This window comes from Corallococcus sp. RDP092CA, assembly GCF_041903675.1.
Taxonomy (GTDB): Bacteria; Myxococcota; Myxococcia; order Myxococcales; family Myxococcaceae; genus Corallococcus.
The window spans coordinates 1-25,116 of the sequence record NZ_JAYESI010000023.1 but is presented as its reverse complement, the minus strand read 5'-3'; the positions used below and the strand labels follow the sequence as shown (position 1 = coordinate 25,116).

The window sequence follows — 25,116 nt, the reverse complement described above, 5'->3', positions numbered from 1 at the left end:
GGGCGGCTATCCCTCCTTGGACGGAGCCGTCCCTCTCCCGTGTTCCCTTTCTGTTCGTTTCAAACCCTGCTCCCTTCTCCCACCCCGGAAGTCCCCGGTCTCTTGATCTCCCGGGTCCTGTCCGCCATGGTCACCGATCACCTGAATGGACCGCACGGAACGCATCCTTGATCTCGTGGCACTGCTGCTCGACGCGCGGGAACCCATCTCGTGGGCCGAGCTGCGTGAGCACTTCCCCGCGGACTACGGCGGCTCGGATGACGCCGCCGAGCGCAAGTTCGAGCGCGACAAGGCGGAGCTCGTCGAGCTGGGCTTCCCGCTGAGCTACGTGCAGGGCGACGACGAGCGGCGCGACGGCTACCTCGTCGACCGCAACGTCTACTACCTGCCGGAGGCGGACCTCACGAAGGAGGAGCTGGCCGTGCTCTACGCCGCCGGCTCCGCCGCGCTCGCGTCCGGCGCGTTCCCCGGCCGCGACGACCTGGCGCACGCGCTGCGCAAGATCGGCTTCTTCGCCGGTGAGTCCCTGCCCACCCCGCGCGTGCGCATGGAGCTGGGCACCGGCCAGCAGGGCCAGGAGAAGGAGGTCTCCGCCCGCCTGGAGCAGCTCTGGGATGCGTGCTCCGCGCACAAGTGGGTGCAGCTGACCTACGGCAGCCCCCGCAAGGACGGCGTCACGGAGCGGCGCGTGGACCCCTACGGCCTGGCGCTGCGGCGCGGCGTCTGGACGCTGGTGGGCCACTGCCACCTGCGCCAGGGCCTGCGCACCTTCCACGTCCACCGCATCCGCGAGCTGAAGGTGAACACCGCCCGGCCGCGCACGCCGGACTTCGAGGTGCCGGCGGACTTCTCGCTGGACGCCCACGTGGCGTACTTCCCCTGGCAGTACCGCTTCCACGAGCCGCTGGAGGTGACGCTCCAGCTCACCGGGCCGCAGGCCTCGCGCGCGGGCTCGCTGTTCCCGGGCGCGGCGCTGGAGCCGGTGTCCGAGGGCGTGGTGCGGGCCCGCTTCCCGGTGACGTTCCTGGACGGGCTGACGCGCTTCGTCCTGTCCCTGGGGCAGGACTGCCGCGTGGAGGGCCCCCCGGAGGCGCGCGAGCGCCTGGAGCAGATGGCGGCGAACATCCTGGCGAAGCACGCGCCGGTGGAGGAAGGACCGCGGGTGAGCGCATGAGCAACGTCCACGAGCGGCTGCGCCGCCTGCTGTTCCTCGTCCCCTACGTCTCCAAGCACCCCGGCGTCACCGTGGAGGCCCTGGCGAGGGCCCTCAACATCAGCCGCGAGGACCTGCTGGAGGAGCTGGACCTGCTCACCTGCGTGGGCCGGCCGCCCTTCAACCCGGACGACTACATCGACATCTACGTGGACAACGACCGCGTCTACGTGGACCTGGATCAGCGCCTGTTCGCGCCGCCCCGGCTGACGGCGGGCGAGGCCGCGGCCCTGGCCGCCGCCGCGGAGCTCCTGCGCCCGGCCACCGGCGACGCGCTCCAGAGCGCCCTCACCAAGCTGGAGGGCATCATCCCGCCCGCGGCCCGCGAGCGCTTCCGGGACATGTACCGGAAGATCGACGCCTCCGCGGACGCGCCCCCGGCGCTGGGGCCCCTCACCCGGGCCATCCTGGAGCGGCTGGAGGTGACGTTCGGCTACGCCAGCCCCGGCCGCCCCACGGAGCCGCGCCGGGTGCGCCCCTACGAGCTGCTCAGCCACCGGGGCCAGTGGTACCTCCAGGGCTTCTGTCACACCCGCCAGGACGCGCGCCTGTTCCGGCTGGACCGCATGGAGGACCTGGCCGTCACCCCCACCGCCTTCCAGCCCCCGCCGGATGCCCGCGCGGACGTGCCCAACCCGGCCCGGAGCGCCAGCGAGGCCTCCGTCCGGGTGCGCTTCACGCCCACGGCGGCCCCGTACGTGAAGGAGCGCTTCGGCCAGGACGCCCGCCCGCTTGCTGACGGAGGGGTGGAGGTGCGGGTGGCCGGAGACAGTGAGCGCTGGCTCACGCAGTGGGTGCTATCCTTCGGCGGAGAGGCGGAAGTGCTGGAGCCGGCGAGCGCGCGCGCCGCCGTTGCCCGAGCCGTGCATGCCTCGATAGGCTCCTAGGACCCCCATGGCCTTCCAACTGACGATCTCCGAGGGAAAAGACGCCGGCAAGGAGTTCGTCTTCGACCAGGACTCCGTGCTCATCGGGCGCACCTCCGAGTGCGACGTGGTGCTGTACGACCCCGGCATCTCCCGCCGCCACTGCCGCATCTTCAAGGACGCGGACGGCTACGCCGTGGAGGACCAGAAGAGCGCCAACGGCACGGTCGTCAACGGCGCCGCCGTGCAGATGCAGGCACTCACGGACGGCGACACGCTGACGCTGGGGCCGGTGACGTTCCTCTTCGCGATCGCGGCGGAGGACGCGCCCACCGGCGAGGACGAGAAGCCGGCGGAGGACGGCGCCAACAGCACGCGCATCGTCTCCATCGACTCCGTGCGCAAGCAGCGCAACAAGAAGGCCGCCGTGCTCGTGCCGGAAGGCGCGGACGAGGAGGACCTGCAGGGCATCCGCGCGGAGTCCACGCGCATGAACATGCGCGCCATCCGCCGGCCCACCTCCTCCGCCCAGCGCGCGGTGCCGCAGGAGCCGCCCCCGGAGGAGGACGCTCCGGCCGCCATCGAGAAGCCCGCGCCCGCGCCGCCGCCCGCGCGCCGCACCGGCGCGCAGTCCTCCCGCGCGGTGGCCCGCACGCCGCGCGGCGGCGGGGCCTCCAGCGGCGGCGGGCTGTCCGCGGCCGAGCGCGCCCGCATCCGCCGTGAGACGCCGGGCCTGATGGCCAACCTGCGCCTGTTCTGGGCGGAGGCGAACTCCAAGGTCCGCGCGGGCGTGATGGCCGGCGGCGGCGTGGTGGTGCTGGGCCTCTTCGCGCTCCTGTACTGGCTGGTGCTGGGCGGCGAGACCCAGGTGCAGAAGGGCGAGGAGCCCGTGCGCCTGTCCAACCAGCCCATCACGGACTCGTTCGGCCTGGGGGACGGCGTCACCTGGAACCGGCCGGACATGAAGGTCTTCGAGTGGGAGTTCGTCGCCGCGACGCGCGCGGTGGTCATCCTCCACTACCAGGCCCAGGGCATCTCCAAGGACGAGGTGGTGGTGAGCGTCAACGGCGTGGACGTGGGCAAGGTGCCCCCGGACACGCTGGCCAGCCAGGAGCGCTCGCTGGAGCTGATGATCCCGCCCCAGCAGCTGCGCAAGGGCGAGCCCAACCGCATCATCTTCGACAACACCCGCAACCCGCCCGGCGAGGACACCTGGCGCATCTGGAACGTCTGGGTGGAGCGCGCGCTCCTCCCCGAGCAGCTGTCCACGCAGCAGCTGCTACAGACGGCCAACGAGTCCTTCAAGAAGGGCCGCAAGAACTTCGACACGCCGGACATCGGGGCGCGCAACCGCTACGAGGCCTGGAAGGCGTTCCGCGAGGCGTGGCTGATGCTGGAGGCCCACCCGGACCCCAAGCCGGACCTCTACTACGAGGCCCAGGAGGCCATGAAGCGCGCCCAGCAGGAGCTGGACCGCACCTGCTCCAAGCTGCTGCTGGAGGTGGAGGGCTACTACAACCAGGGCCACTTCAAGCAGGCCGCCTCCACGCTGGATCACATGCGCGAGTACTTCCCCGAGTACGACCAGCCGTGCGCCACGCGCGCGGAGAACAAGCGCATCGAGTACGGGCTGTAGCGAAGCCCGTCGTCTAATGGACGGTGCAACCCCACCGGAGAGGCAGGTGGGGCCCGCCCCGGTTGCCGCTCCCCCTCCCCGTTCCCACCCTGAATGGGGTGATGCCTGAGCGGGGAGGGGAGGAGGACCGGACGGAAGGGTGGGCGCCCGCGGCGCGCTCACAGGGGCTGGTGCCCGAGCACGGCCCGGTGTGGAGCCCCGGGGTGTCCCGGCGCCTGCTCGCCCGGTACTACCTGCCCCGGCGCCACAACACCCTCCAGGGCAATGCGTGCCGGCTCCTGCGCGACGGCGTGGAGGCCTACCCGGAGATGCTGGAGGCCATCCGCCGGGCGCGCCGCTCCATCCGCCTGGAGACGTACATGTTCGTCACCGACGCGGTGGGCGAGCTCTTCGGCCAGGCGCTGGCGGAGGCCGCCGAGCGCGGCGTGCACGTGAAGGTGCTCTACGACGCGGTGGGCTCGTGGACCAGCCGCAGGAGCTTCTTCGAGTCCCTGCGCCAGCGCGGCGTGGACGTGCGGGCGTTCAAGCCCTTCAGCCTCCAGCGCGGGCTGCGCCACCTGCTGCGCCGGGACCACCGCAAGATCCTCGTGGTGGACGGGACGGTGGCCTTCACGGGCGGCGTGAACATCGCGGCGCACTGGGCCCCGGAGGGGCAGGGCGTGGCCTGGCGCGACGACGTGCTGCGGATTGAAGGCCCGGCGGTGCACGCGCTGGAGCGGCGCTTCCTGGCCACGTGGCGGATGATGTTCCGCGACCGCCTGAGCCGGCTGCGCCGGCGCATCCGCGGCGGGGGCCGGACGCTGGAGGCCCTGCCCCCCAAGGGCGACGTGGGGCTGGCGGTGTTGTCCAGCCGCCGCAGCATCCACCGCGCCTACCTGCACGCCATCCAGCGCGCGCGGAAGAGCGTGCTCATCGCCGCGGGCTACTTCGTGCCGGACCGGCGCATGGTGGCCGCGCTCAAGGACGCGGCCCGGCGGGGGGTGGAGGTGCGTCTGCTGCTCAACGGCGGCAAGAGCGACCACCCCTTCCTCGAGCACGCGACGCGCGCCTTCTACGAGCCGCTGATGGGCGCGGGGATCCGCATCTTCGAGTGGCGCCGGGGCGTGCTGCACGCCAAGACCGCCGTGGTGGACGGCGTGTGGGGCACCATCGGATCGTTCAATCTGGAACGGCTGTCGCTGGCCTTCAACCACGAGGTCAACGCCGTCTTCGCGGACCCCCGGCTGGGGCGTGACCTGGAGGACTCGTTCCGCCTGGATTGCGGCGACTGCCGCGAGGTGGACCTGGCCGCCTTCCGCCGCCGCCCCCTCTGGCAGAAGGCCGTGGAGCGCGTGCTGTACTTCTTCCGCAAGGTGCTCTGAGCGCGTCTGTAAGGCCGGGGTTCCAGCCAACCGTCCACCGCCTTCAACGCGGTGCAGGAACCCTTTGCATGCCGGGGGGGACGCGCCTAGAAGTTGCGTCATTCCGGCACGGAAGGACGGCAACGCACATGACGGACAGTTTCGGCACCAAGGCCCAGCTCAAGGTGGGCTCGGCCACCTACGACTATTTCAGCCTGGCCACGCTGGCGAAGGCCCACCCGGCGGTCAACCGCCTCCCGTTCTCGCTGAAGGTCCTGCTGGAGAACCTGCTGCGCAACGAGGACGGCCGCGTCGTCAAGCGCGAGCACATCGAGAAGATGCTCGCCTGGGACCCCAAGGCGGCCCCGGAGACCGAGATCTCCTTCCACCCCGCGCGCGTGCTGCTCCAGGACTTCACCGGCGTGCCCGCCGTCGTGGACATGGCCGCCATGCGCGAGGCGCTCGCCGCCATGGGCGGCGACCCCGCGAGGATCAACCCGCGCAACCCGGCGGACCTGGTCATCGACCACTCGGTGCAGATTGACGCCTTCGCCACCACCGCGGCCTTCAAGGAGAACGCGGAGCTGGAGTTCGAGCGCAACCGCGAGCGCTACGCGTTCCTGCGCTGGGGCCAGAGCGCGTTCAAGGGCTTTGGCGTGGTGCCGCCGGACATCGGCATCTGCCACCAGGTGAACCTGGAGTACCTGGCGCAGGTGACGTTCCGCCAGGGCAGCACCGTGTACCCGGACACGCTGGTGGGCACGGACAGCCACACCACGATGATCAACGGCCTGGGCGTGGTGGGCTGGGGCGTGGGCGGCATCGAGGCGGAGGCCGCGCTGCTGGGCCAGCCCATCACGATGCTGATTCCGCAGGTGGTGGGCTTCAAGCTCACCGGCAAGCTGCCCGCGGGCGCCACGGCCACGGACCTGGTGCTCACCGTCACGCAGATGCTCCGCAAGAAGGGCGTGGTGGGCAAGTTCGTGGAGTTCTACGGCGAGGGCCTGAAGGGGCTGTCGCTGCCGGACCGCGCCACCATCGCCAACATGGCCCCGGAGTACGGCGCCACCATCGGCTTCTTCCCGGTGGACGAGGAGAGCTGCAACTACCTGCGCTTCACCGGCCGCCCGGATGACGTGGTGGCGCTGACGGAGGCGTACGCCAGGGCGCAGGGCCTGTGGCTGGACGCCGGCGCGCAGGACCCCCTCTTCAGCGACACGCTGGAGCTGGACCTGGCCGCCGTGGTGCCCAGCCTCGCGGGCCCCAAGCGCCCGCAGGACCGCGTGCCCCTGAAGGACATGAAGGCCGGGTACGAGAAGTCCCTGGTGGAGATGCTCGCCGCCGGCAAGAGCAAGGGCGAGGACGACGAGGGCCCCAAGGGCGGCGCCAAGGCCCCCGCGGCCCCGGTGCCCCCGGAGCGGCTGGCCCAGACCGTCAGCGTGAAGGCGGGCCGCCAGAGCTACCAGGTGGGCCACGGCGCGGTGGTCATCGCGTCCATCACCTCCTGCACCAACACGTCCAACCCGGCGGTGCTGGTGGCCGCGGGCATCCTGGCGAAGAAGGCCGTGGAGAAGGGCCTCAAGCCGCAGCCCTGGGTGAAGACGTCCCTGGCCCCGGGCAGCCGCGTGGTGACCGAGTACCTGCGCGACGCGGGCCTCCTGCCGTACCTGGAGGCCGTGGGCTTCCACGTCGTGGGCTACGGCTGCACCACCTGCATCGGCAACTCCGGCCCGCTGCCGGAGCCTGTCGCCAACGCGGTGGTGGAGGGCGACCTGGTGGTGGCGGCGGTGCTGTCCGGCAACCGCAACTTCGAGGGCCGCATCAACCCGCACGTGCGCATGAACTACCTGGCGAGCCCCCCGCTCGTGGTGGCGTACGCGCTGGCCGGCGAGGTGGGCCGCGACCTGGACCACGAGCCGCTGGGCACGGACCCCAACGGCCGCCCGGTGTTCCTCAAGGACATCTGGCCGTCCAACGAGGAGATCAAGGAGACCATCCGCACGGCCGTGAAGCCGGAGCAGTTCCGCCGCCAGTACGCCAACGCCATGGAGGGCGACACGCTCTGGCAGCAGCTGCAGGTGAGCAAGGGCTCCACGTTCAAGTGGGATGAGAAGTCCACCTACGTGCGCAAGCCGCCCTTCTTCGAGAACCTCCCGAAGGAGCCCAAGGCGGTGCAGGACATCAAGGGCGCGCGCGTGCTGGCGCTCCTGGGGGACTCCGTCACGACGGACCACATCTCCCCGGCGGGCAACATCGCCAAGACGAGCCCCGCGGCGAAGTACCTCATGGCGGAGGGTGTGGAGCCCAAGGACTTCAACTCCTACGGCGCGCGCCGCGGCAACCACGAGGTGATGGTGCGCGGCACCTTCGCCAACATCCGCCTGAAGAACCTCCTGGTCCCCGGCGTGGAGGGCGGCGTCACGGTGCACATCCCCACGCGCGAGCGGATGAGCATCTACGACGCGTCCATGAAGTACCAGGCGGACGGCACGCCGCTGGTGGTGCTGGCGGGCGCCGAGTACGGCACGGGCTCCAGCCGCGACTGGGCGGCCAAGGGCACGCAGCTGCTGGGCGTGAAGGCCGTCATCGCCAAGAGCTTCGAGCGCATCCACCGCTCCAACCTCGTGGGCATGGGCGTGCTGCCCCTCCAGTTCGAGGCGGGCCAGGACGCGCAGTCGCTGGGCCTCACCGGCCACGAGACGTTCGAGATCACCGGCATCGCGGACGGGCTGGCGCCGCAGAAGAAGCTCACCGTGAAGGTCACCGGTGAGAACGGCACCCGCGAGTTCACCGCGCTGTGCCGCATCGACACGCCGAACGAGCTCGACTACTACCGCAACGGCGGCATCCTCCAGTTCGTGCTCCGCCAGCTCGCCAAGGCGTAGGCCCTGCGGACGTCGCCCGCTGGTCTCGCGGCCCGGCCGCCCTCGCTTCACGGGAGGGTCGCCGGGCCGCCGTGTCTCTTGAGGCTACTCGGCGCGCAGGCGCGTCCAGGCGGCCACGTAGCGCGACAGGCGCTCCGCGTCCCTGGGCGTCACGTCCTTCAGCCGGCGCACGTCCATGTTGTCCTCCAGGTCCGCCAGCTTCACGCGGCGGGCCAGGGGGTGGGGGCGCAGCCGTTCGATGAAGGCCTCGTAGGTCTCGCCCTCGCGCTTCGTGAGGCAGTCCAGCGCGGAGAGGACGTCCTCCGGGTAGCCCAGCTCGCGCAGGCGCTCCAACGTGTAGGGCGTGTCCTCCACCACGTCGTGGAGGATGGCCGCGGTGCGCTCCGCGTCCGACGACAGGCGCAGCATCACCCGCAGGGGGTGGAGGATGTAGGGCTGGCCAGCCTTGTCGCGCTGACCCTGGTGCGCGGCCACCGCCAGGGCGATGGCGTCTTCGAGCGTGGGCATGGGAGAGAGCTTCGCACGCCCGGCGGCCGGCTCAACGGTTGAGGTTGCCGGAGCCCGTGCCGCCCGCCGACTGCGCCGTGTAGGCGTGGCCGCCGCCGTTGTACTGGAGGATGCCCTCCACGGCGAGCGCGTTGGGGTCCAGCTGGTTGCCGGCCCCCCGGCGCGGGATCAGCGTCTCGCTGATGCAGATGGCGCCCACCACCACCTGCTGATCATTGTCGCGGTCCCACGCCGGGGCGAGCGGCTTGAACTCGTCCTCGTTGTCCCGGATGTAGAGGTACACGTCGTCCTTGCCGTCGCCGTCCAGGTCCGCGAACAGCGCGGGGTTGGCCGTCTTGATGGCGGCGCGGCCGGCGGCGGTGCGCGGCTCGGCGGGGGACGGGTTGGTGGGCGAGGCGATGGGGTCGTAGATGGACGGCGCGCTCAGGAAGGCGTTCCACTGGCTGTAGTTGCGGCCGAAGTAGCCGCGCGCCAGCTGCAGGCCGCTCTCCGCGCAGCCCTGGCGCTGCCCCGTGCGGCTGAAGGTGACGGCGCGCGTGCGCTCGCTGCTGGCGTAGGCCATCACGCCCGCCACCAGCCCCAGCAGCACGGTGACGAGCAGCACGACGAGCAGCAGCGTGGCGCCTCGGGTGGCGCGGGAAGAAGGGCGCGGGGGCATGGCGGAGGGCCTCATGGGAGATGGGCTCACAGGCTGGCCGAGGCCAGGTTGGGCAGCTCCGCCCGGCGCGAGAAGAGGCTGCGGAAGTAGCCGTCCGCGGGGCCCGCGGCCGGGAGGTGGTTCTCCACCGAGAGGGGCAGGTCCTCGGAGAGGACGGCCTCGTTGCGATTGTCGCGCCGGGGCGAGCGGCCGGTGGCCACCACGCTGACGCGCACGGAGCGCAGGCCCGGCGTGAACTCAGGCTTGAGGCCGTTCTGGAAGTCGTAGCGGGCCGGGTCGCCCGTGCTCGCGGCGTCCAGGCCGAAGGCCACCTGGAAGTCCTCCACGAAGTCCTGCACCACCACCGGGTCGCCCATGTCCACGAAGGGCCGCCCCGCCACGTCGGCGCCGGGCCTGCCCTCCGCGCGCATCAGCGCCTTGCGGCCGGTGCTCGTGTTGGTCCCGATGAAGAAGTGCAGCAGGCGCACCGGGTACACCAGGTCGCCGCGCTGGAAGCCGCCCTTGTGGGGCGCGTTGGAGAAGCCCGGCACGCCGGTCTCCAGGTAGCTCACCGTGGCGGTGGGCGGGGTGCTCGTCACGGACGCCTGGGTGAGCAGCGCGGCGCTCTTCATGTTGCTGGCCACCAGCATGGGGTTGGCGGGCTCGGCGCCGCTGGGCACGCCCACGCAGTTGACCTCCAGGGCGCCGGTGCCTGGCTTCACCACCGTCATCGCCGCGCCCGGCGCGCAGTCGCGGCCCAGGTAGTTGCGGTCCGGCACGACCAGCCACAGGTCGTCGCTGCCATCCACGCTCGGCACGTTGCCGGCCGTGGTGGCGGCGAGCACGCCCGCGCCCCCGCCGTCCCCGCCGAAGACGGGGTTGATGCGCTGGGGCGTTCCGTTGGACACCACCCAGAGGCCCTCGGACATGCCCGCGCCGGCCTGGCGCACCGCGGACAGCAGCGTCTCGCCCGCGAGCCGCGCGTTGTCGTGGCTGTCCGCCACGTGCTCCGTGTTGTGCACCACGCGCCCGCCCGCGAGCAGCAGGGCCGTGGCCGCCGCGAGGATGATGGTGGCGAGCGCCGCCGCGACCATCGTCTCCAGCAGCGTCATGCCGCGCGCCCGCGCGCCGGCTCCCGGGTGGCGGCTCATAGGACGAACACCTCGCTGTGCACGATGGCGCGCTCCAGGCTGTCGTTCTTGCGGTACGCGCGCGTCCAGAAGGTGAAGGGCAGGGCGCCCGCGGGCACCAGCGCCTGGGCCGCGGGGGGCAGGTCCTTGGGGAGCCCCTGCGTCACCAGCACCTCGCGGCAGTAGACGTCGCGGGGCAGCACGGAGTCCGGCGTGGAGGCAGTGCAGGGCGTGCCGGCGGGCACGTCCAGCGCCGGCTCCACCTGGCCCGTGGGGCGCACGCGGAAGTAGGCGCCGGTGCCCACGTCGCCCGGCAGGGGCGCGCTGGGGTCCAGCTGCCAGGGCGCCGTGCCCAGGGCCAGCTCCGGCGGGAAGAGGGCGGGCCGGGGGATGGCCTGGTTGGCCAGGTCCGCCTTGGACGCGAGCCACAGCCGCTGCACGCGCGCCTCCAGCAGCATGCGCCGGCCCTGGAGCACCTGGCCGTCCTTCACGTCGCGCGTGGCGGCCACCATGCCCATCACCGCGCCCACGGCGGCCAGCGCCAGGACGCTCATGGAGATGAGGACCTCCAGGAGGCCGCTGCCCCGCCGCGAGGCGGAAAGAGGAGGGGGGCTCATTCGAGGAACCTCTGGCTCCAGTTGAGGAGCTGGTAGAGCACGCCGTTCTCGCCGTTCACGGAGTCCAGCGGGTTGGGGCTGGAGGCGCCGGTGTTGCTGCCGTTGTCGATGCGCGTGACGCGCAGGGCGCTCACCTCCGCGCCCACGACGTAGTCCGTGGACGTGCCGCCGTTGTCGCGGTGGTAGACGGCCACGCCGCCGTAGTTGGCCAGCGACGCGCCGCTCATGGGGCGGATGTCCTGCTGCGACGCCGCCGTGTTGCCCAGGTCGATGCTGTACGTGTGCCCGCCGACGGACGCGCTCAGCAGCATGGGGTCGTTCACGGACTCCTCGGCGGTGCTGAAGTACGCGGTGCGCCCGGCGATGGTGATGTTGCCGTAGACGTGCTCGGGCGCGGCGAAGACGAGCGGGAAGGGCGAGGGCTCCTGGAGCACGCCGTAGGTGGTGGCCTCCGTGTGGGCCAGGCTCGCGTTGATGGCCGTGCCGTCCAGCCGCTTGCCGTCCGTGCCCAGCGGCAGCCGCAGGTCCGCGTCCAGCAGCAGCGCGTGGAAGCGGCCGCCCACGGTGTCCGGCACCCAGTCCATGCCGGCGGTGCCCACCAGGGCCACGGTCTTGCCCTTGTACTGCCCGAAGGCGGAGGCGTCCGCCGCGTCGCGCGGGATGCGCGCCAGCCCCACGTTGGTGCTGATGGGCTGGCTGGTGATGGGCAGCCCGCCGATGTTCATCGCCGTGTACTTGCAGGGCGCGGTGTCCGTGCACACGGGGCCCAGGCGCGACACGTTGACGTTCACGCCGGTGGACGCGTCCAGCTCCCAGAGCCGGCCCTCCATGTCCCCCACGTAGAGGCGCGAGGCGCCGCTGGAGTCCTGCGCCACGGTGGGGGCGGCGGGCGCGCTGTTGTCCACGCTGCTGCCGTAGGCCTTCTGCCACTGCCACAGCTTCTGGCCGGTGGCCACGTCGATGGCGAACACCTGCACGCCCTTGGCGGGCGAGGCCGGCGAGTCCGGCGCCGCCAGCACGCCGGAGCTGCTGGAGGCGACGAAGACGGCGTACACGGGCTCCAGGCCCAGCCGGCCCACGCCCACGGACAGCCCGCGCGAGCCGCCCAGGCCGCTGTAGTCATAGAGGCCGCTGGCCTGACGGCCGGGGTCGATGCTCGGCGGGAGGAGGAAGTGGCTGGAGTCCTCGTCCCAGGTGTACGTCCAGTCCGTGCCGCCCAGGCTCTTGTCCGCCAGCGCCACCGCCGAGTACGGCGCGCCGGCGGTGGCGAAGTGGCTGCCCACCAGGTGCCACAGCAGCACGGGCTTGAGCGGGTTCGTCACGTCCAGGGCGAACAGGTCGCGCCCCGTCTGGCCCACGTTGGCGACGAGCACGGTGTGCCACTCGCGGCTGCCGGTGCCCACGAAGTCCGCGAACACGTCGAAGACGACGGGGGCGCTGTTCACCCGCGCGGTGTTGTTGCGCAGCCCGGCCAGCTGCGTGGCCGGCAGGAAGCTCCAGAGCTCCGTGCCCGCCGCCGGCGGGGAGCCGGTGCGGAAGCGCTGGGCGAAGTCCGTCTTGAAGCGGGAGGTGGCGTCCGGGTTGGGGAACTGGAGGTTCTCCGCCGGGCCGTCGTAGCGCGCGCCCCCGGAGACGTAGAAGGCGTGGACCTGGCCGTCCAGGCCCGCCGCGTAGGCCACCGTGGGACGGGGGGCGCCCCGGTCCGCGATGAAGGGGCTGGCGGTCACCACCACCGGCGACGAGTGGATGAAGCCGCCCAGGTGCGCCTTGTTGTCCGCGTCCTCGTTGTTGCACTGGCTGGTGGTGGGCTGGAGGATGGGCGTCTCGCTGGCGCCGTCCCGGCCGGACACCGTGGCGTAGCAGTAGCCGCGCACCCGCTGGAGCATCATCGCCACCGCGTTGAAGTCCACGTACAGCTGGGTCTTGTTGATGAGCTCGTTGGTGACGCCGAAGTCCGTGCCGCCCGCCTGCGGCGAGTACTGCGTCGCCTGCTGCAGGTCGCAGACGCCGTCCGGGCCCTTCACGAAGTCGTAGACGTCGGTGCCGTCGCGCGCCTTGGCGCGGCCCAGCTTCAGCACGTCCACGCAGCCGGGGTTGGGCGCGGCGCCGTAGTCGCGGTTGATGCGCGTGCCGGAGACCTCCTCCGGCTGCCAGCCCACCTGCAGCACCCCGTGCGGCGCCGTGCGGTTCGGGCCCAGGGGCGGGTTCTCCGTCACCTCGCCGCCGAAGTAGGTGAAGAGGTTGCGGTCGCCGGGGGCGGGCATGCGCGCGTCCGCGTTCCACAGGGTGCCGTCCGACAGCGAGTTCTCCCCCGCGGAGAGCGCGTCCCCGCCAATGAGCGAGTGCGCGCGCAGCGTGCCCGGGTAGTAGGGGAACACCCAGTGCGAGCCCTGCGCGGGCGTGTACGTGTCCGCGCCGGGCGGGTAGCCCGTCACGGCGTTGTAGGAGGTCTTGAAGAGCAGGGCGCGCGAGCCGTTGGAGTCCGTGCCGTTGGTGTCGTCCAGCGCGACGGGCGCGGACACGGTGCGCTCGCTCTGCAGCGGCTCGCTTCCCAGGTTGAGCAGCGTGTTGAGCACGATGCGCGTGCCCGCGACGCTCGATTTGAAGTCGTGGCCCGCCAGGTAGACGATGGTCGCCTTCTGCGGATCATTGTCCTTCTGGTTGAAGGTGAAGAAGTCGTGTCCGCGCTGGTTGTTCGCCGCCACCTGCGTCGCGTTGTCGTACTGGTGGCCGGGCGCGTAGTCCTTCCAGCTCACCGCCAGCCGCCGCACGCCGTTCTTGTAGGTCGTCCGGTAGTTCTCCGTGTGGCCCACCACGTTGTTGAAGCGGAAGTCGCCCAGCTGGGAGAAGGGGTCGCCCGGGTTGGGGTAGAGGACGCACGCGGGGCGGGGCGAGGCCTCGTTGCCGTAGTCCGGGTCCGTGCAGTTGCGGCCGTTCCAGGTGGAGCCGCCGGAGAGCTTGTTCTTCTCGAAGTTGCCGTCGCCCTGGAAGCGCGAGGACGGCACGAGCCCGCCTCCCACCCGGTCGGTGTGCTCGTAGGACCAGATGCTGGCGCACTCGGCGAACAGGCCGTTGCCGCGCTGGTTGGTGAAGTACGCGATGTTGTTGAGGACGTTCTCCGCCTGGTTGCCGGCGCCGTCGCCGTTGCTCCGGTACTCGGGCCGGGTGCTGTTGCCGATCTCCCAGTGCGGCGCCCAGAACACGCGGTAGCGTGGGCGCTGGGTGACGGGGTCCACGGCGTTGAGCAGGCCGTGGGGGAAGGCGGCGGTGGAGATGAGGTCCGCGTTGGCGTGGAGCGCGTCGTAGATGAGGCCGGGGCGCTTGCCGTTGAGGGTGCAGCCGCTGGTGGTGCCCTCGGGGCAGCCGCCCGCGCCCGGGAAGTCCAGGCCCGCGTTGCGCAGGTAGTCGTCCAGCATGCCGCCCTTCACGTAGGAGCGGTCCCCGGCGTTGTTGTCGTCCAGGTCCAGCAGCGCGATCTTCGGGGGCACGCGGTTCAGGCGCCGCCCGATGGGGGCGTTGAACTCGATGGTGGCCTGGTGCATGCGCACGTAGAAGCAGCCGCTGTTGTTGGTGAACGTGTCGCAGTTGCACGGCCTGCGGAACTTGTTCGGCGCGTCCGGCCCGGCGGACGAGTTCAGGAAGTCGAGCGCGTTCTTCGCGTCCTTCGCGTCGATGATGAACGCGCCGCCCATGTACTGGACGTCGCGGAAGCCGGCGGCGGAGGTGAGCGTCGCGCGCGCGAAGTTCGGCCGCGCCTCGCCCGTGCTGGTGGCGAAGTTGTCGACGGCCGCCTCCGGGAACAGGCCGCTGGCGGGCAGCGCCTGAAGAGGGGGCACCGGCACGACGGGCGCCGCGTCCGCGCGGGAGACGTGGAAGTCGCAGCCGTCATTCCAGCTGGGGTCGTTCCACCGGCCGTTGTTCGGCGCGGGCGGCAGGTGCTTGTTGGTGGGCACGCACCGGTTGGGGGACTGCTTCGTGTCGTCGATGGCCAGGTACACCGTCACCGGGTGGTTGGCGTTGAAGCCGCCCGCCTCGTTGGACTGCAAGAGGCGCCACACCAGGCCGTAGGCCGACAGGCTTCCACAGCCCTGCTGGAAGGTGGCCTGCTCGGGGATGATGAGCGCGCCCTGGCTGAAGGTGACGATGTCCGTGGCGGACGCCGGCAGCGCCGTCAGCAGCGCCAGTCCCAGCAGGATTCGCCGCGTCGCGGAAGCTCTGGGGGAGAAGGGGGCCAAGGGTTCACCGGGGGTTGGGGAGCAATGGACCCGGTCGGGGTCAGGGTCCACCCCTGGCTTGTGCACACCGTGTGCCCCGGCATGGGGGGCTCCGGTACGGGGAGCCTCATGGAAAGAAACCGTGTGGCTGTGGGCGGGCGGCGTGGATGGCTATGCAAACCTTGCGAGGTCCGCACGTCCTGCATAGCGCCGGACGCTCAGTCGCCCAGCCTGCCGCCCCGGCCGGCCTTCTTCTCGGAGGTGCGCTTCTTGTCCTCCAGGCGCCTGCGCTTGGAGCCCAGGGTGGGGCGGGTGGCCTTGCGGACCTTGGGGACGAAGGTGAGGGCCTGCAGGCCGGCGCGCAGCCGGCGCACGGCGGCGTCCTTGTTCTGGGACTGGCTGCGGCGCTCGGTGGCGGTGACGGACAGCTCCGTGGGCGGGTGGGTGAGGCGCACGCCGCTGGCGGTGGTGTTGCGGTGCTGGCCGCCGGGACCCGAGGCGATGAAGAACTCCACGTCGCAGACCTTCAGCAGGGCCTCGTCATCCAGGGCGAGGGCCTCCCGGGCGGCCTGGCGTCGTGCGGGGGCGATGGGGGTGGTCGGCGGCGGCATGGCGGTCCTCGAAGTTAGCGCCGCCGGGACGCCGCCGGTACCCCGCGCCTGACACTCAGCGCGGGTTCAGGTTGAAGGTGAAGCCCGTCTTGGCGGTGCGCCCCTGCTCGTCGGTGGCCACGAGCTTCACCACGTAGGGCAGGGTGTCGAGGGAGCGGTCCGTGGTGACGCGCACCTGCGCGGTCGTCTCGCCCGGGGCCAGGGTGATGGCGTCGACGCCGAGCCGCTTGGTGTCGGAGGGGGTCTCCATCGAGAGGGTGAGCGCGCCGGTGAAGCCCTCCACGCGCGTCACCGTCACCGTCACCTGGGCGGACTGGCCGGGCGTCACGTTCACCTGGCGGGGCTCCACGGCGATGGAGAAGTCCTTGTAGGGCTCGGGGGGCTCCAGGATGACCAGGGAGATGTTGCCCTGGGCGGTGACGTTGTTGGCCGGGTCCTCCGCGACGAGCTGCAGCGCGTTCACGCCGTAGCTCGTGACGCCGGGGTCCACCGTGATGGTGGCGGTGGTGCTGACGATGGTCTCGCCCTCCGGGAGGGAGAAGTCCGGGCCGAAGGTGACGCCCTGGGGCGCGACCGCCGCGCGCACGCGCACCTCCCCCAGGTTGTCCGCGATGCGCTGGAGGGCGATGTCATAGGGGACGGAGTCGCCGGGCGCGGCGGTGACGGTGTCCTGACCTCCCCAGTCCAGGTGGTAGTAGGGCGTGTTGCCACCACAACCCAGGGCCAGCGCACTGATGAGGACGGCGAGACGGGGGAACGAACGTGGCATGGGAGGGCTCCAGGGAGGACACGGCGGGGCGGATCATGAAGCTGGGGCGCGCGGGCCCGCAAGCGGCCCCGGGGACGGCGGGCGTCAGCGGAACAACGAGCAGGCCGAGAGATAAGTCCCGACGTGGGCCTCCAGCGTCGGCGCCAGCGGCCGCGCGTAGCCACCGCCCAGCGTGAGCACCACGGGGAGTCCGCGCTCCTTCGCCGCGCGCATGACGCGCAGGTCCCGCTCGCGCAGCCCCGCGTGGGTGAGCGACAGCCGACCCAGGGTGTCCTCCGCCAGCGGATCCACGCCAGCCTGGAAGAAGAGCAGGTCGGCGTGGGCGGACTCCAGGACATGGGGCAGGTGGGCGTCGAGCGTGGCCAGGTACTCCGCGTCGCCCACGCCGTCCTCCAGCCCCAGGTCCAGGTGCGAGGGCTGCTTGCGGAAGGGGAAGTTGTTCTCGCCGTGCATGGAGAAGGTGAAGACGGACGGGTCCCCCGCGAAGACGGCCGCGGTGCCGTTGCCCTGGTGCACGTCCAGGTCCACCACCACGGCGCGGCGGATGGCGCCTTCGGCCTGGAGGACGCGGATGGCCACGGCGATGTCGTTGAAGACACAGAAGCCCTCCCCGTGGTCCGGGAAGGCGTGGTGCGTGCCGCCGGCCAGGTTCGCGCCGAAGCCGTCCCGCAGGGCGGCGCGGGCGGCGGCCAGGGTGCCGCCCACGGACGCGCGCGCGTTGTCCACGAGCCTGTGCGACCAGGGGAAGCCCAGCCGGCGCAGCTCCGCGTCGGTGAGGCCGCCGCCAAGGAAGGCGTCCAGGTAGCGCGGGGTGTGGACGTGCTCCAGCTCGCTCCGCTCCGCGCGAGGGGCCTCGTGGAAGACGGTGGGAGGGAGGACGCCGCGCGCGAGCAGGAGCTCCCGCAGCAGGCGGTACTTCTCCATGGGGAAGCGGTGCCCGTCGGGCAGGGGGACCGGGTACCGGTCGATGTGGAAGACGCGCACGGACCCGGGGCGTAGCGCCCGCTCCGGAGGGGCGCAACCGGGGGCGTAGAACTTCTGGAAGGCCCGTCCGTTACAGGAGCAGGCGGCGCGGATGAGCCCGCCCGCAAGGTCCGTCTTCCGGAGCCCACCCATGAACCTGAAGCCCCTCTCGCGGGCCGTCCTGACGGCCGCGCTCGCCACCGGTCTGTTCGCCACCTCCGCCTGGGCCGCCACGCCCGTGCCCACGACGGCGTCCACGCCCACGAAGCCCGCCACCGAGAAGCCCGCCGCCGAGAAGCCCGCCACCGAGAGCCCCGCCGTGGAGAGGGCGCCCGTCAAGCCTACGCGGCCCACCTACACGCCGGACACCGGACCCCAGACGCCCACGGCGCAGGGCACGCAGGCCCAGGGACAGGACGCGCAGACGCAGACGCGGGCCCAGGGACAGGACGCGCAGGCGCAGGCCCAGGGCCCTCGGCCTGAAATCGAGGTGGCGTTCGTGCTGGACACGACGGGGTCGATGGGCGGCCTGCTGGAGGGCGCGAAGCAGAAGATCTTCTCCATCGCGTCGCGCATCGCGAAGGGCAAGCCCACGCCGCACCTGAAGGTGGCGCTGGTGGCGTACCGGGACCAGGGGGACGCCTACGTGACGAAGCGCTTCGACCTGAGCGACGACATGGACTCCATGTTCACGGAGCTGCGCAAGCTCCAGGCGGACGGGGGCGGGGACTTCCCCGAGCACGTGGGCCGCGGCCTGGGGGAAGCCGTGTCGCTGCTCAAGTGGAGCCAGGACCGCGAGGTGATGAAGGTCATCTTCCTGGTGGGCGACGCGCCCCCCGCAAAGCGCGAGGCCGCCTGGGATTTCAAGCTCTGGTCCAAGCGCGCGAAGGAGCGCCACATCGTGGTGAACACGGTGCGCTGCGGCGCGGACTCCTCCACCGAGGAGTCCTGGCGCTACGTGGCGAAGCTGACGGACGGCACCTTCGACTCCATCGACGCGTCGGGCGGCATGGTGGCGGTGGCCACGCCCTATGACGCGGAGCTGGCGCGCGTGAACGCGGAGCTGGCGTCGAAGACGCTCTACGGCGGCCGCGCGGAGGCCCAGGCGGTGAACCGCGCCCGCGCCGAGGCGACCAAGGGCATGGCCGCGGAGGCCGTCGCGGACCGCATCAGCTACATGAAGACGAGCCGGAGCGCGGGCAAGAGCGCCCCCAGCGCCGGGGCGGTGAGCAGCGCGCCCGCGGCGGTCGCGGGCGGCGTGGACCTGCTGGAGGAGCCGGCGGCGCTCGACAAGCTCAAGGACGACGAGCTGCCCCAGGAGCTCAAGGGCCTCGAGAAGGAGGCCCAGGCCGCGAAGGTGAAGCAGATGGCCGCCGAGCGCAAGGTGCTGGAGGAGAAGGTCGCGAAGCTCGCCACCGAGCGCGACCAGTGGCTCACGAAGAACGCCCCCGCCAAGGAGGACGCCTTCGACGCGAACGTGATGCGGAGCGTGAAGACCCAGGCCGCGAAGTTCGGCGTCACCTACTGAGCGCGGCTACTCGCGCGTCACCGCCCGGAGGACGAGCTCCCGGCGTTGCTCCAGCAGCCGCATCGCCCAGGGGCGCGTCACCCGGTACACGCCCAGGTGCAGCACGGCGAAGCCGAGGATGAAGGCCACGGACTGCCAGCCCGGTCCGTCCTTCCCCGCGGCCCGCAGCGCGTGCCCGAAGGGCATGCAGCCCACGCTGGCCGCGAGGATGCCCAGCATGGACGCGGTGAGGGGGACGCGGTCGCGGCGCTTCAGGCTCGCGTGGAACTTCACCGGGAAGTACAGCGACAGGAAGTTGCCCGCGGCCAGCAGCATGGGCACCACCGCCGCCACCGCGGCCATGGCGCACAGGAAGTCCACCAGCGAGCCCGCGCCGAAGTACACCCGGTAGAAGATGCCCACCAGCACCGCCATCCCCAGCGCGGCCACGCCCTGCACCCGGTTCTTCGCGCGCAGCACGTCCGCCAGGCTCATGGGCGCCGCCAGGAACACCGCGAAGCCGTGGCCGTCGTACGCGAAGGTGTTCTGCGAGAACGTGGACGCGATGACCACCGCGCCATAGATGCTCAGGCCGCCCATCACCCACGCGTCCGCGCTGCCGCCCAGCAGGTACACGAAGAGGTCCCGGCCGGAGAGCAGCTTCAGCAGGATGGCCAGGATGAAGGGCACCGCCGCCAGCAGCCGCGCGCGCGGGTTGCGCCACAGGTCCAGCACCTCGCGCCGCAGCAGCGTGTCGAAGCGCGAGCCCGTGGTGGCGAACGGGTCGTGGTCGCTTCCATCGCCCCGGTCGCCGCCGGAGCGGCCGCCCGCCTGCCGGTGGAAGCGCATCAGCAGCGCGTAGGCGACGCCCATGCCCAGGCCGGTGAAGAACAGGAGCCCGAAGGCCTCCAGCATCGCGATGCCCACGCGCCCGTGCGCCAGCTGCCCCAGCCCGTCGCCGAAGAAGCCCGGCGGCACCTGGCTGAGCGCCACCGCCGCGTTGATGATGAGGCTCATGTCCAGCGCGCCCACGCCCGCCTCGCCCACGCTGGTGAGCCACGACGTGTCGATGGGCGGGATGAACGACGCGGCGACGAGGAACGCCACCATGCCGCCGCCCATGATGCGCGCGCTGTGCTTCTCCCGGAGCACGTTGATGACCGTGTAGAGGCCGACCCGGCTCCACGCCGCGCAGAAGAGCGCGAACAGCACGTAGAGCACCGCCGCCAGCCACGGCGCCGCCAGCCGGTGGCGCGACGCATAGCCCACCGCCGCGCCGGTGAGGGGCGCGTAGAACACCAGCGCGCGCGGCTCGAAGAGGCTTGCCACCGTGGAGCCCATCAGCAGCCGGAACGGCGAGATGGGGAACGCGGCGTAGCGCGACAGCTCCGAGTGGTCATCCACGCCCGCGGACAACAGCGGCCACGTCACCCAGGTGGCCGCGGTGACGAAGCACAGCAGGTTGAGGATGAAGTACGGCCACACGTTGCTGTGCACGATGAGCGGCAGCCGCATCAGCTTGAAGAAGCTCAAGCCCAGCAGCACGCCCGGCGCGCTGGAGCCCACGAACGCCGCCACCGCGAGCAGCCGGCTCCTGCCCGGCCCCTGGTTGAGGCCCAGGTGCAGGCGCAGCCCCCAGAGCAGCAGCAGGTGCTGGAGGAAGCCGGGGACCTTCGGACGCGGGCGGCTCACGCGGACTCCCGGCGCAGCGGCACCACGTTCGCCGCGGGCTCGCCGTAGAACGACAGCCTCGCGTTGCGCGCGGCCGGCACGGCGATCAGCTTCTCGAACACCGCCTCCAGCGTGGCCACGCCGTGGCGCTGGCGAAGCGCCTCCACCGGGCCCTGGTCCAGCATGCGCCCGCCCCGGATGACGCCCGCGTGCGTGGCCAGCCGCTCGGCGATCTCCAGCACGTGCGTGGTGAGCAGCAGCGTGACGCCCCGGCGGGACAGCTCGCGAAGCAGCTCGCGGATGACGCCCGCGGCGAGCACGTCGATGCCCTCGAAGGGCTCGTCCAGGAGCACCAGCTCCGGCGCGTGGATGAGCGCCGCGGCGATGGCGAGCCTGCGGCGCATGCCCTTGGAGTACTCCGCGACCAGTGTGCCCGCCTTGTACGTGAGCTCCGTCAGCTCCAGCAGCTCCACCGCGCGCGACGCGGCCTCCGCGCCGTCCAGCCCGTACATGCGCGCGCAGAAGGTGAGGTACTGCCGGCCGGTGAGGCGCTCGAAGAGGCTCAGCTCCTCCGGCACCACGCCCACGCGCTGCTTCACCTCCAGCGGCCTCGCCACGGCGTCCACGCCGAGCATGCGGATGGTGCCCTGGTCGGGCCCGTACACGCCGGTGAGCAGCGCGATGGAGGTGGACTTGCCGGCGCCGTTGGGACCCAGGAACGCGTAGAAGGCGCCCTTGGGGATCTGGAGCTCCAGGCCGTCCAGCGCGGTGAAGGTGCCGAAGCGCTTGACGAGGCCGCGGGCGTCGATGGCCAGCTCGGCCGGTTCAGCAGGAGGGGGCGTCATGAAGGACGCCATCACACCATGCTCCCAGGGGCTGCCGGCAATCCTCGGGTTGACGGATGGTGCGGCCCGCCGGGCGCTTGCGACTCAATGCACCATGGCCACCTCCGGCGGCCCGACGATCTGCTGCACGGTGGCGCGCACCTTGTCCAGGTCCACCGGCTTGGAGATGTAGCCGGCGGCGCCCACCAGCTCCGCCTCCCACTCGAAGCCGTAGCCGGAGATGATGATGATGGGCAGGTTGCGCGCCCGCGGCATCTTCTTGAGCGCGTCCAGCAGGCCCCAGCCGCTCATGACGGGCATGCGCAGGTCCAGGAGCACGGCGCCCGGGATGTCGTCCTCCAGGAGGTCCAGCGCCTCGCGGCCGTTCTGGGCCTCGATGGTGGCATAGCCCATCTCCTGGAGGGCATCGCAGATGAGCGTGCGGTGACTCGCGTCGTCGTCGACGACCAGGATGAAGTTCGACATGGGCTTGAGCCTCTGGAGTGGCGGCGTCTTCTTGGGGACCGCGATTCTATGGGGACGAAGATGGGAATGCCCTCCTCATTGCGGAAGGGCCTTCGTTTCTTTTCAACATCTGGACGCGCCGGGGGGCGGTGATCCGCCCTCGCCGTAGAGCTGCAGCGTATTGCCTCCCAGCACGCCCGCGAGCGCGGCCTCGTCCAGCCCCAGCCCGGCCAGCGCCCGGAGCTCCCGGTCCCACGCGTAGGGGATGTTGGGGAAGTCCGTCCCGTAGAGGATGCGCTCGGGCCGCGCCTCCAGCGCCTTCCTGGGGAAGGGCACGGGGAAGTAGCCGCCCACCGCCATGGTGGTGTCCAGCCAGAGCGTGTCGTGGCGCTCCAGCAGGCGCGCGTACGCGTCGAACTCGTCCGCTCCCAGGTGCGGCACGCATAGCTTGAGCGTGGGGTGATCCCTCAGCACGCGCTCCACCCGCTCCGCGGCGCAGAGCTGATGCGGATCCACCGGGTACTGGGGACTGGAGGGCTCCCGCCCCGAGTGCATCACGAGCGGCTTGCCCGCCCGCGCGCACGCCTCGTAGAGCTCGTGCAGTTGGAGCGCGTCCGGCGCGAAGGCCTGCACGTGGCAGTGCAGCTTCACGCCCCTCAGCCCCAGGGCGAACGCCTCCTCGAGGATGCCGACGGCGTCGGGCTCGCCTGGATACACGGTGGCGAGGCCGATGACGCGGGGCTCGGCCTTCGCCACCTCCGCGACGAAGGCGTTGAGCGCGCGCGCCATGCCCGGCTTGTGGGCGTAGTGCAGGGCGACCACGCGCTGGACGCCCCGCGACAGCAGGAAGGACAGCACGCGCGGCGTGTGCAGCTTGTAGCGGATGGGCCAGCCGTACCGGTCGAACCAGCGCCACACCGCCTCGAAGACGCGGTCGGGGAACAGGTGCACGTGCGCGTCCACGACGGGCGGCAGGCCGGGGTCCACGCGGGGCCCTTCCTCGTCCGCCAGCGCGGGCATGGGCATCTGGATGCCCTGCTCCCGCCAGGTCGCGGCCGGCGAGGACGCCAGGCAGGGCACCGGCGCGTCGGGGTCCTCGTGCGCGTGCTCGCCCGGGCCAGGCCCGGCGCGGGGCCCTGGGGGCGCCGTCATCCGCCCGTGCCCGGCCCGGAGGGCTTCTTCGCGTCCTCCTCGTCCAGGCGCCGCAGGTAGCTGTTGTGCGCGTAGCCCTGGCGCTCCAGCCGCTGCGCCTCGATGGCGTCCGCGACCTTCGAGCACACCTGGCCGAGCATGCGCAGGGACTCGGCGATCAACCGCTCCGCGTGGTCCTGCGCGTTGGCGGACGGAATGACGGGACGATCGCGACGGAACGGCAGGGGCAACTTCATCCGCTGGAATCTAAGGGATGCCCCGCGCCGCCGCCACGCGTCCGTCCCACCCCGTCCCCCGGCCGCCCCTCCCGGCCGCCCGGGATCACCGAGTGTTGACAGCGCGACGCGGCATGCGACCCGGGGCCGGGTTAACCGCGTTGACAGTGTCCCACTTTACATTTTGCGCCGGGCCGGCCGCCGGGCGGGCCCGGCGCACGCCCTTGAGTGTTGGCAACCACTCGGAATCCCGGGGGGTTTACGAATTTTCAGGCGGGGGGATGACAGCGGGCGGATTCACCTCTACATTGCGACCGTCGGATTTCACGCAAGAGGGTCCTGCCCATGGCTTACGACGGCGAGCTTGTGAAGATGCAGAACGGTCGCTGGGCCCGGTTCCAGCGGTGCCAGGTGTACCGGCCGGGCGTGACGGACGCTGGTGAGACCATGCTCCTGATCGCGGTGGAGCTGGAGGAGCGCTATCAGCAGCTGCTCGACGAGGCGGCGGACTCCCTGGCGGAGTACCGCTCCCAGGGCGTGCCCGTGCAGGTGCGGCTGGCGCCGGACGCGCAGGGGCTGACGCTGCACCCGGAGGCCCCGGCCTCCATGTCGGTGAACTAGTCCCTCTTCCAGAGGTGAAGGTGTAAAGCCCCGGGCCTCGCGCTTCACCGCGCGGGGCCCGCTGCATTTACAGCGCTGACACGGGCGGGCGGCCGTCCACTTTTCAACGCGCCGCGCGCCACCCGCACGGCGCGCGAATGGCGCGCTCAGTCGTGGATCTGGAAGAAGCGGGCGGCATTGTCCCGGGTGACCCGCCGCACGATGCGCTCGGACAGCCTCGCCTTGCCCAGGAGGTTCGCCGTGCGCGCGAGCCCCAGGATGTCCCCCGCGCCGTCGCCCGCGTCCGAGTCCAGCACCAGGCGCTCGCTGCCCAGCCGCCGCACCAGGGCCACCGCCCGGTCCGCCTGGAGGGCCTCCGGGTGCAGGGTGAGGCCGGCCCAGTGGCCCACCTCCAGGATGGTCCGCACGGTGCGCGCGTTGGCGTGATCCACCAGCGCGCGCGACGGCAGGAGCCCGGACTGGCGCAGGAGCGTGAGGATGCGCCGCGTGTGGCGCTCCTTGTCCTTGAGCGGCGTGTGCACCACCACGCGCAGCTTGAGCTGGCGGGCCAGGGCCAGCTGCTCCAGGAAGGCCTCCTCCTCCTCCTCGCCGCCCACGTGCAGCCCCGTCTCGCCCAGGGCCACCACCCGGCCGCCCTCGAAGTAGTCCGGCAGGTGGCTCAGCACCTCCGACAGGCCCCGGCGCGGGATGCAGCGCGGGTGCACGCCCAGGGCGGCCCAGGCGCGGATGCCCAGCCGCTCCAGGCGCGGCAGCTGCTTCTCCACCAGCTGGTCGAAGTGCTGGCGCAGCCCCTTGGCCGTGGGCTCCGGGAAGTGATGCGCCACCACCAGGGCCCGCTCCACCCCGAAGAAGCGCATGGACTCCAGGTCCTGGTCCGTCAGGGCCTCCGGGTGGAGGTGCGCATCGAAGAGCGGAATCGGCTCGGCCACGGGCAGCGGTCCTCCTTCGCGTCAGTCCTGGCCCGTCGCGGCGCCCTCGTTGCGCGGGTCACTGGAGGAATAGCGCAGGTGGGTGCGCGGGTCGCTGTAGACGGCCTCCGCGTCGCCCCAGGCGTCCACCCGGCGAACCTTGTGGCCCTTGGCCTCCAGCACGGACAGCGTCGCTGGCTCCAGCCCCCACTTGTCCACCCACAGCTCGTCCGGGAGGTACTGGTGGTGCAGCCGGCCCGCCCCCCCCCCCCCGGCCCCCCACGCCGCCGGCCATGCGCCCCGCCCTGATGGCCGCACCGGCCGCCAGCGCGATGCCCCGACCGAGGGGCAGGGCCACCAGGAAC

General features: G+C 71.8%; 21 protein-coding genes and 1 pseudogene. 7 read left to right on the top strand and 15 right to left on the bottom strand.

The window, feature by feature from the left end; genetic code table 11:
• Positions 1 to 145 precede the first annotated feature (145 nt).
• From U8525_RS23330 to acnA, 5 genes are all read left to right on the top strand, one after another.
• Positions 146 to 1,174 carry a helix-turn-helix transcriptional regulator gene (locus U8525_RS23330; protein ID WP_374268501.1) on the top strand — a complete coding sequence of 343 codons (1,029 nt, stop codon included), beginning with the start codon at positions 146 to 148 and terminating at the stop codon, positions 1,172 to 1,174.
• Positions 1,171 to 2,100, top strand: a complete 930-nt coding sequence (locus U8525_RS23325; protein WP_374268500.1) for a helix-turn-helix transcriptional regulator — start codon at positions 1,171 to 1,173, stop codon at positions 2,098 to 2,100. Before U8525_RS23330 ends, U8525_RS23325 begins: the two co-directional genes overlap by 4 nt.
• A 7-nt stretch (positions 2,101 to 2,107) precedes the next feature.
• Entirely contained in the window at positions 2,108 to 3,715 is a 1,608-nt protein-coding gene (locus U8525_RS23320) for an FHA domain-containing protein (protein ID WP_374268499.1), read from the top strand.
• A gap of 101 nt (positions 3,716 to 3,816) precedes the next feature.
• Entirely contained in the window at positions 3,817 to 5,076 is a 1,260-nt protein-coding gene (locus tag U8525_RS23315; protein ID WP_374268498.1) for a phosphatidylserine/phosphatidylglycerophosphate/cardiolipin synthase family protein, read from the top strand.
• A gap of 128 nt (positions 5,077 to 5,204) precedes the next feature.
• A complete protein-coding gene (gene acnA / locus U8525_RS23310) occupies positions 5,205 to 7,940 on the top strand; it encodes an aconitate hydratase AcnA (RefSeq protein ID WP_374268497.1) in 2,736 nt (911 codons plus the stop codon).
• 84 nt (positions 7,941 to 8,024) lie between these two features.
• Here the strand turns inward: acnA and U8525_RS23305 are convergent, their stop codons facing one another.
• From U8525_RS23305 to U8525_RS23270, 8 genes are all read right to left on the bottom strand, one after another.
• A complete protein-coding gene (locus U8525_RS23305) occupies positions 8,025 to 8,447 on the bottom strand; it encodes an HD domain-containing protein (protein WP_374268496.1) in 423 nt (140 codons plus the stop codon).
• A 31-nt stretch (positions 8,448 to 8,478) separates the two neighbouring features.
• Entirely contained in the window at positions 8,479 to 9,105 is a 627-nt protein-coding gene (locus U8525_RS23300) for a hypothetical protein (protein WP_374268495.1), read from the bottom strand.
• Between the two features lie 26 nt (positions 9,106 to 9,131).
• A complete protein-coding gene (locus tag U8525_RS23295) occupies positions 9,132 to 10,235 on the bottom strand; it encodes a PilW family protein (RefSeq protein WP_374268494.1) in 1,104 nt (367 codons plus the stop codon).
• On the bottom strand, positions 10,232 to 10,831 hold the full coding sequence (locus U8525_RS23290) for a type II secretion system protein J (RefSeq protein WP_374268493.1): 600 nt from the start codon (positions 10,829 to 10,831) through the stop codon (positions 10,232 to 10,234). Before U8525_RS23290 ends, U8525_RS23295 begins: the two co-directional genes overlap by 4 nt.
• Positions 10,828 to 15,066, bottom strand: a complete 4,239-nt coding sequence (locus tag U8525_RS23285) for a hypothetical protein (protein ID WP_374268492.1) — start codon at positions 15,064 to 15,066, stop codon at positions 10,828 to 10,830. Before U8525_RS23285 ends, U8525_RS23290 begins: the two co-directional genes overlap by 4 nt.
• 197 nt (positions 15,067 to 15,263) lie before the next feature.
• Complete coding sequence (locus U8525_RS23280) at positions 15,264 to 15,656, bottom strand: peptide chain release factor-like protein (RefSeq protein WP_374268491.1); 393 nt, start codon at positions 15,654 to 15,656, stop codon at positions 15,264 to 15,266.
• Positions 15,657 to 15,711: 55 nt separating this feature from the next.
• Positions 15,712 to 16,425, bottom strand: a complete 714-nt coding sequence (locus U8525_RS23275; protein WP_374268490.1) for a hypothetical protein — start codon at positions 16,423 to 16,425, stop codon at positions 15,712 to 15,714.
• A gap of 84 nt (positions 16,426 to 16,509) precedes the next feature.
• Positions 16,510 to 17,541, bottom strand: a complete 1,032-nt coding sequence (locus U8525_RS23270; RefSeq protein WP_374268489.1) for a histone deacetylase — start codon at positions 17,539 to 17,541, stop codon at positions 16,510 to 16,512.
• Between U8525_RS23270 and U8525_RS23265 the strand changes: the two genes are divergently transcribed.
• On the top strand, positions 17,540 to 18,916 hold the full coding sequence (locus tag U8525_RS23265) for a VWA domain-containing protein (protein WP_374268488.1): 1,377 nt from the start codon (positions 17,540 to 17,542) through the stop codon (positions 18,914 to 18,916). The two genes, U8525_RS23270 and U8525_RS23265, sit on opposite strands and share 2 nt — an antisense overlap.
• Positions 18,917 to 18,922: 6 nt before the next feature.
• Here U8525_RS23265 and U8525_RS23260 read toward each other — a convergent pair whose 3' ends face one another.
• The 5 genes from U8525_RS23260 to U8525_RS23240 form a co-directional block, all read right to left on the bottom strand.
• On the bottom strand, positions 18,923 to 20,587 hold the full coding sequence (locus U8525_RS23260) for a hypothetical protein (protein ID WP_374268487.1): 1,665 nt from the start codon (positions 20,585 to 20,587) through the stop codon (positions 18,923 to 18,925).
• Entirely contained in the window at positions 20,584 to 21,423 is an 840-nt protein-coding gene (locus U8525_RS23255; RefSeq protein ID WP_374268486.1) for an ABC transporter ATP-binding protein, read from the bottom strand. Before U8525_RS23255 ends, U8525_RS23260 begins: the two co-directional genes overlap by 4 nt.
• A gap of 72 nt (positions 21,424 to 21,495) precedes the next feature.
• Positions 21,496 to 21,876: a response regulator gene (locus U8525_RS23250; RefSeq protein WP_374268485.1), complete on the bottom strand. Its 381-nt coding sequence runs from the start codon at positions 21,874 to 21,876 to the stop codon at positions 21,496 to 21,498.
• Between the two features lie 102 nt (positions 21,877 to 21,978).
• Positions 21,979 to 23,007 carry an amidohydrolase family protein gene (locus U8525_RS23245; RefSeq protein WP_374268484.1) on the bottom strand — a complete coding sequence of 343 codons (1,029 nt, stop codon included), beginning with the start codon at positions 23,005 to 23,007 and terminating at the stop codon, positions 21,979 to 21,981.
• The gene (locus U8525_RS23240; RefSeq protein WP_374268483.1) at positions 23,004 to 23,243 is read right to left on the bottom strand and encodes a hypothetical protein; all 240 of its coding nucleotides are present in this window, start codon (positions 23,241 to 23,243) and stop codon (positions 23,004 to 23,006) included. Before U8525_RS23240 ends, U8525_RS23245 begins: the two co-directional genes overlap by 4 nt.
• 324 nt (positions 23,244 to 23,567) lie before the next feature.
• On the opposite strand from U8525_RS23240, the gene U8525_RS23235 reads away from it, so the two are divergent.
• The gene (locus U8525_RS23235; RefSeq protein ID WP_374268482.1) at positions 23,568 to 23,843 is read left to right on the top strand and encodes a hypothetical protein; all 276 of its coding nucleotides are present in this window, start codon (positions 23,568 to 23,570) and stop codon (positions 23,841 to 23,843) included.
• 146 nt (positions 23,844 to 23,989) lie between these two features.
• On the opposite strand, the gene U8525_RS23230 is transcribed toward U8525_RS23235, so the two are convergent.
• Entirely contained in the window at positions 23,990 to 24,772 is a 783-nt protein-coding gene (locus U8525_RS23230; protein WP_374268481.1) for a TatD family hydrolase, read from the bottom strand.
• 21 nt (positions 24,773 to 24,793) lie between these two features.
• A pseudogene (locus tag U8525_RS23225) lies at positions 24,794 to 25,116 on the bottom strand (hypothetical protein); the annotation flags it as partial.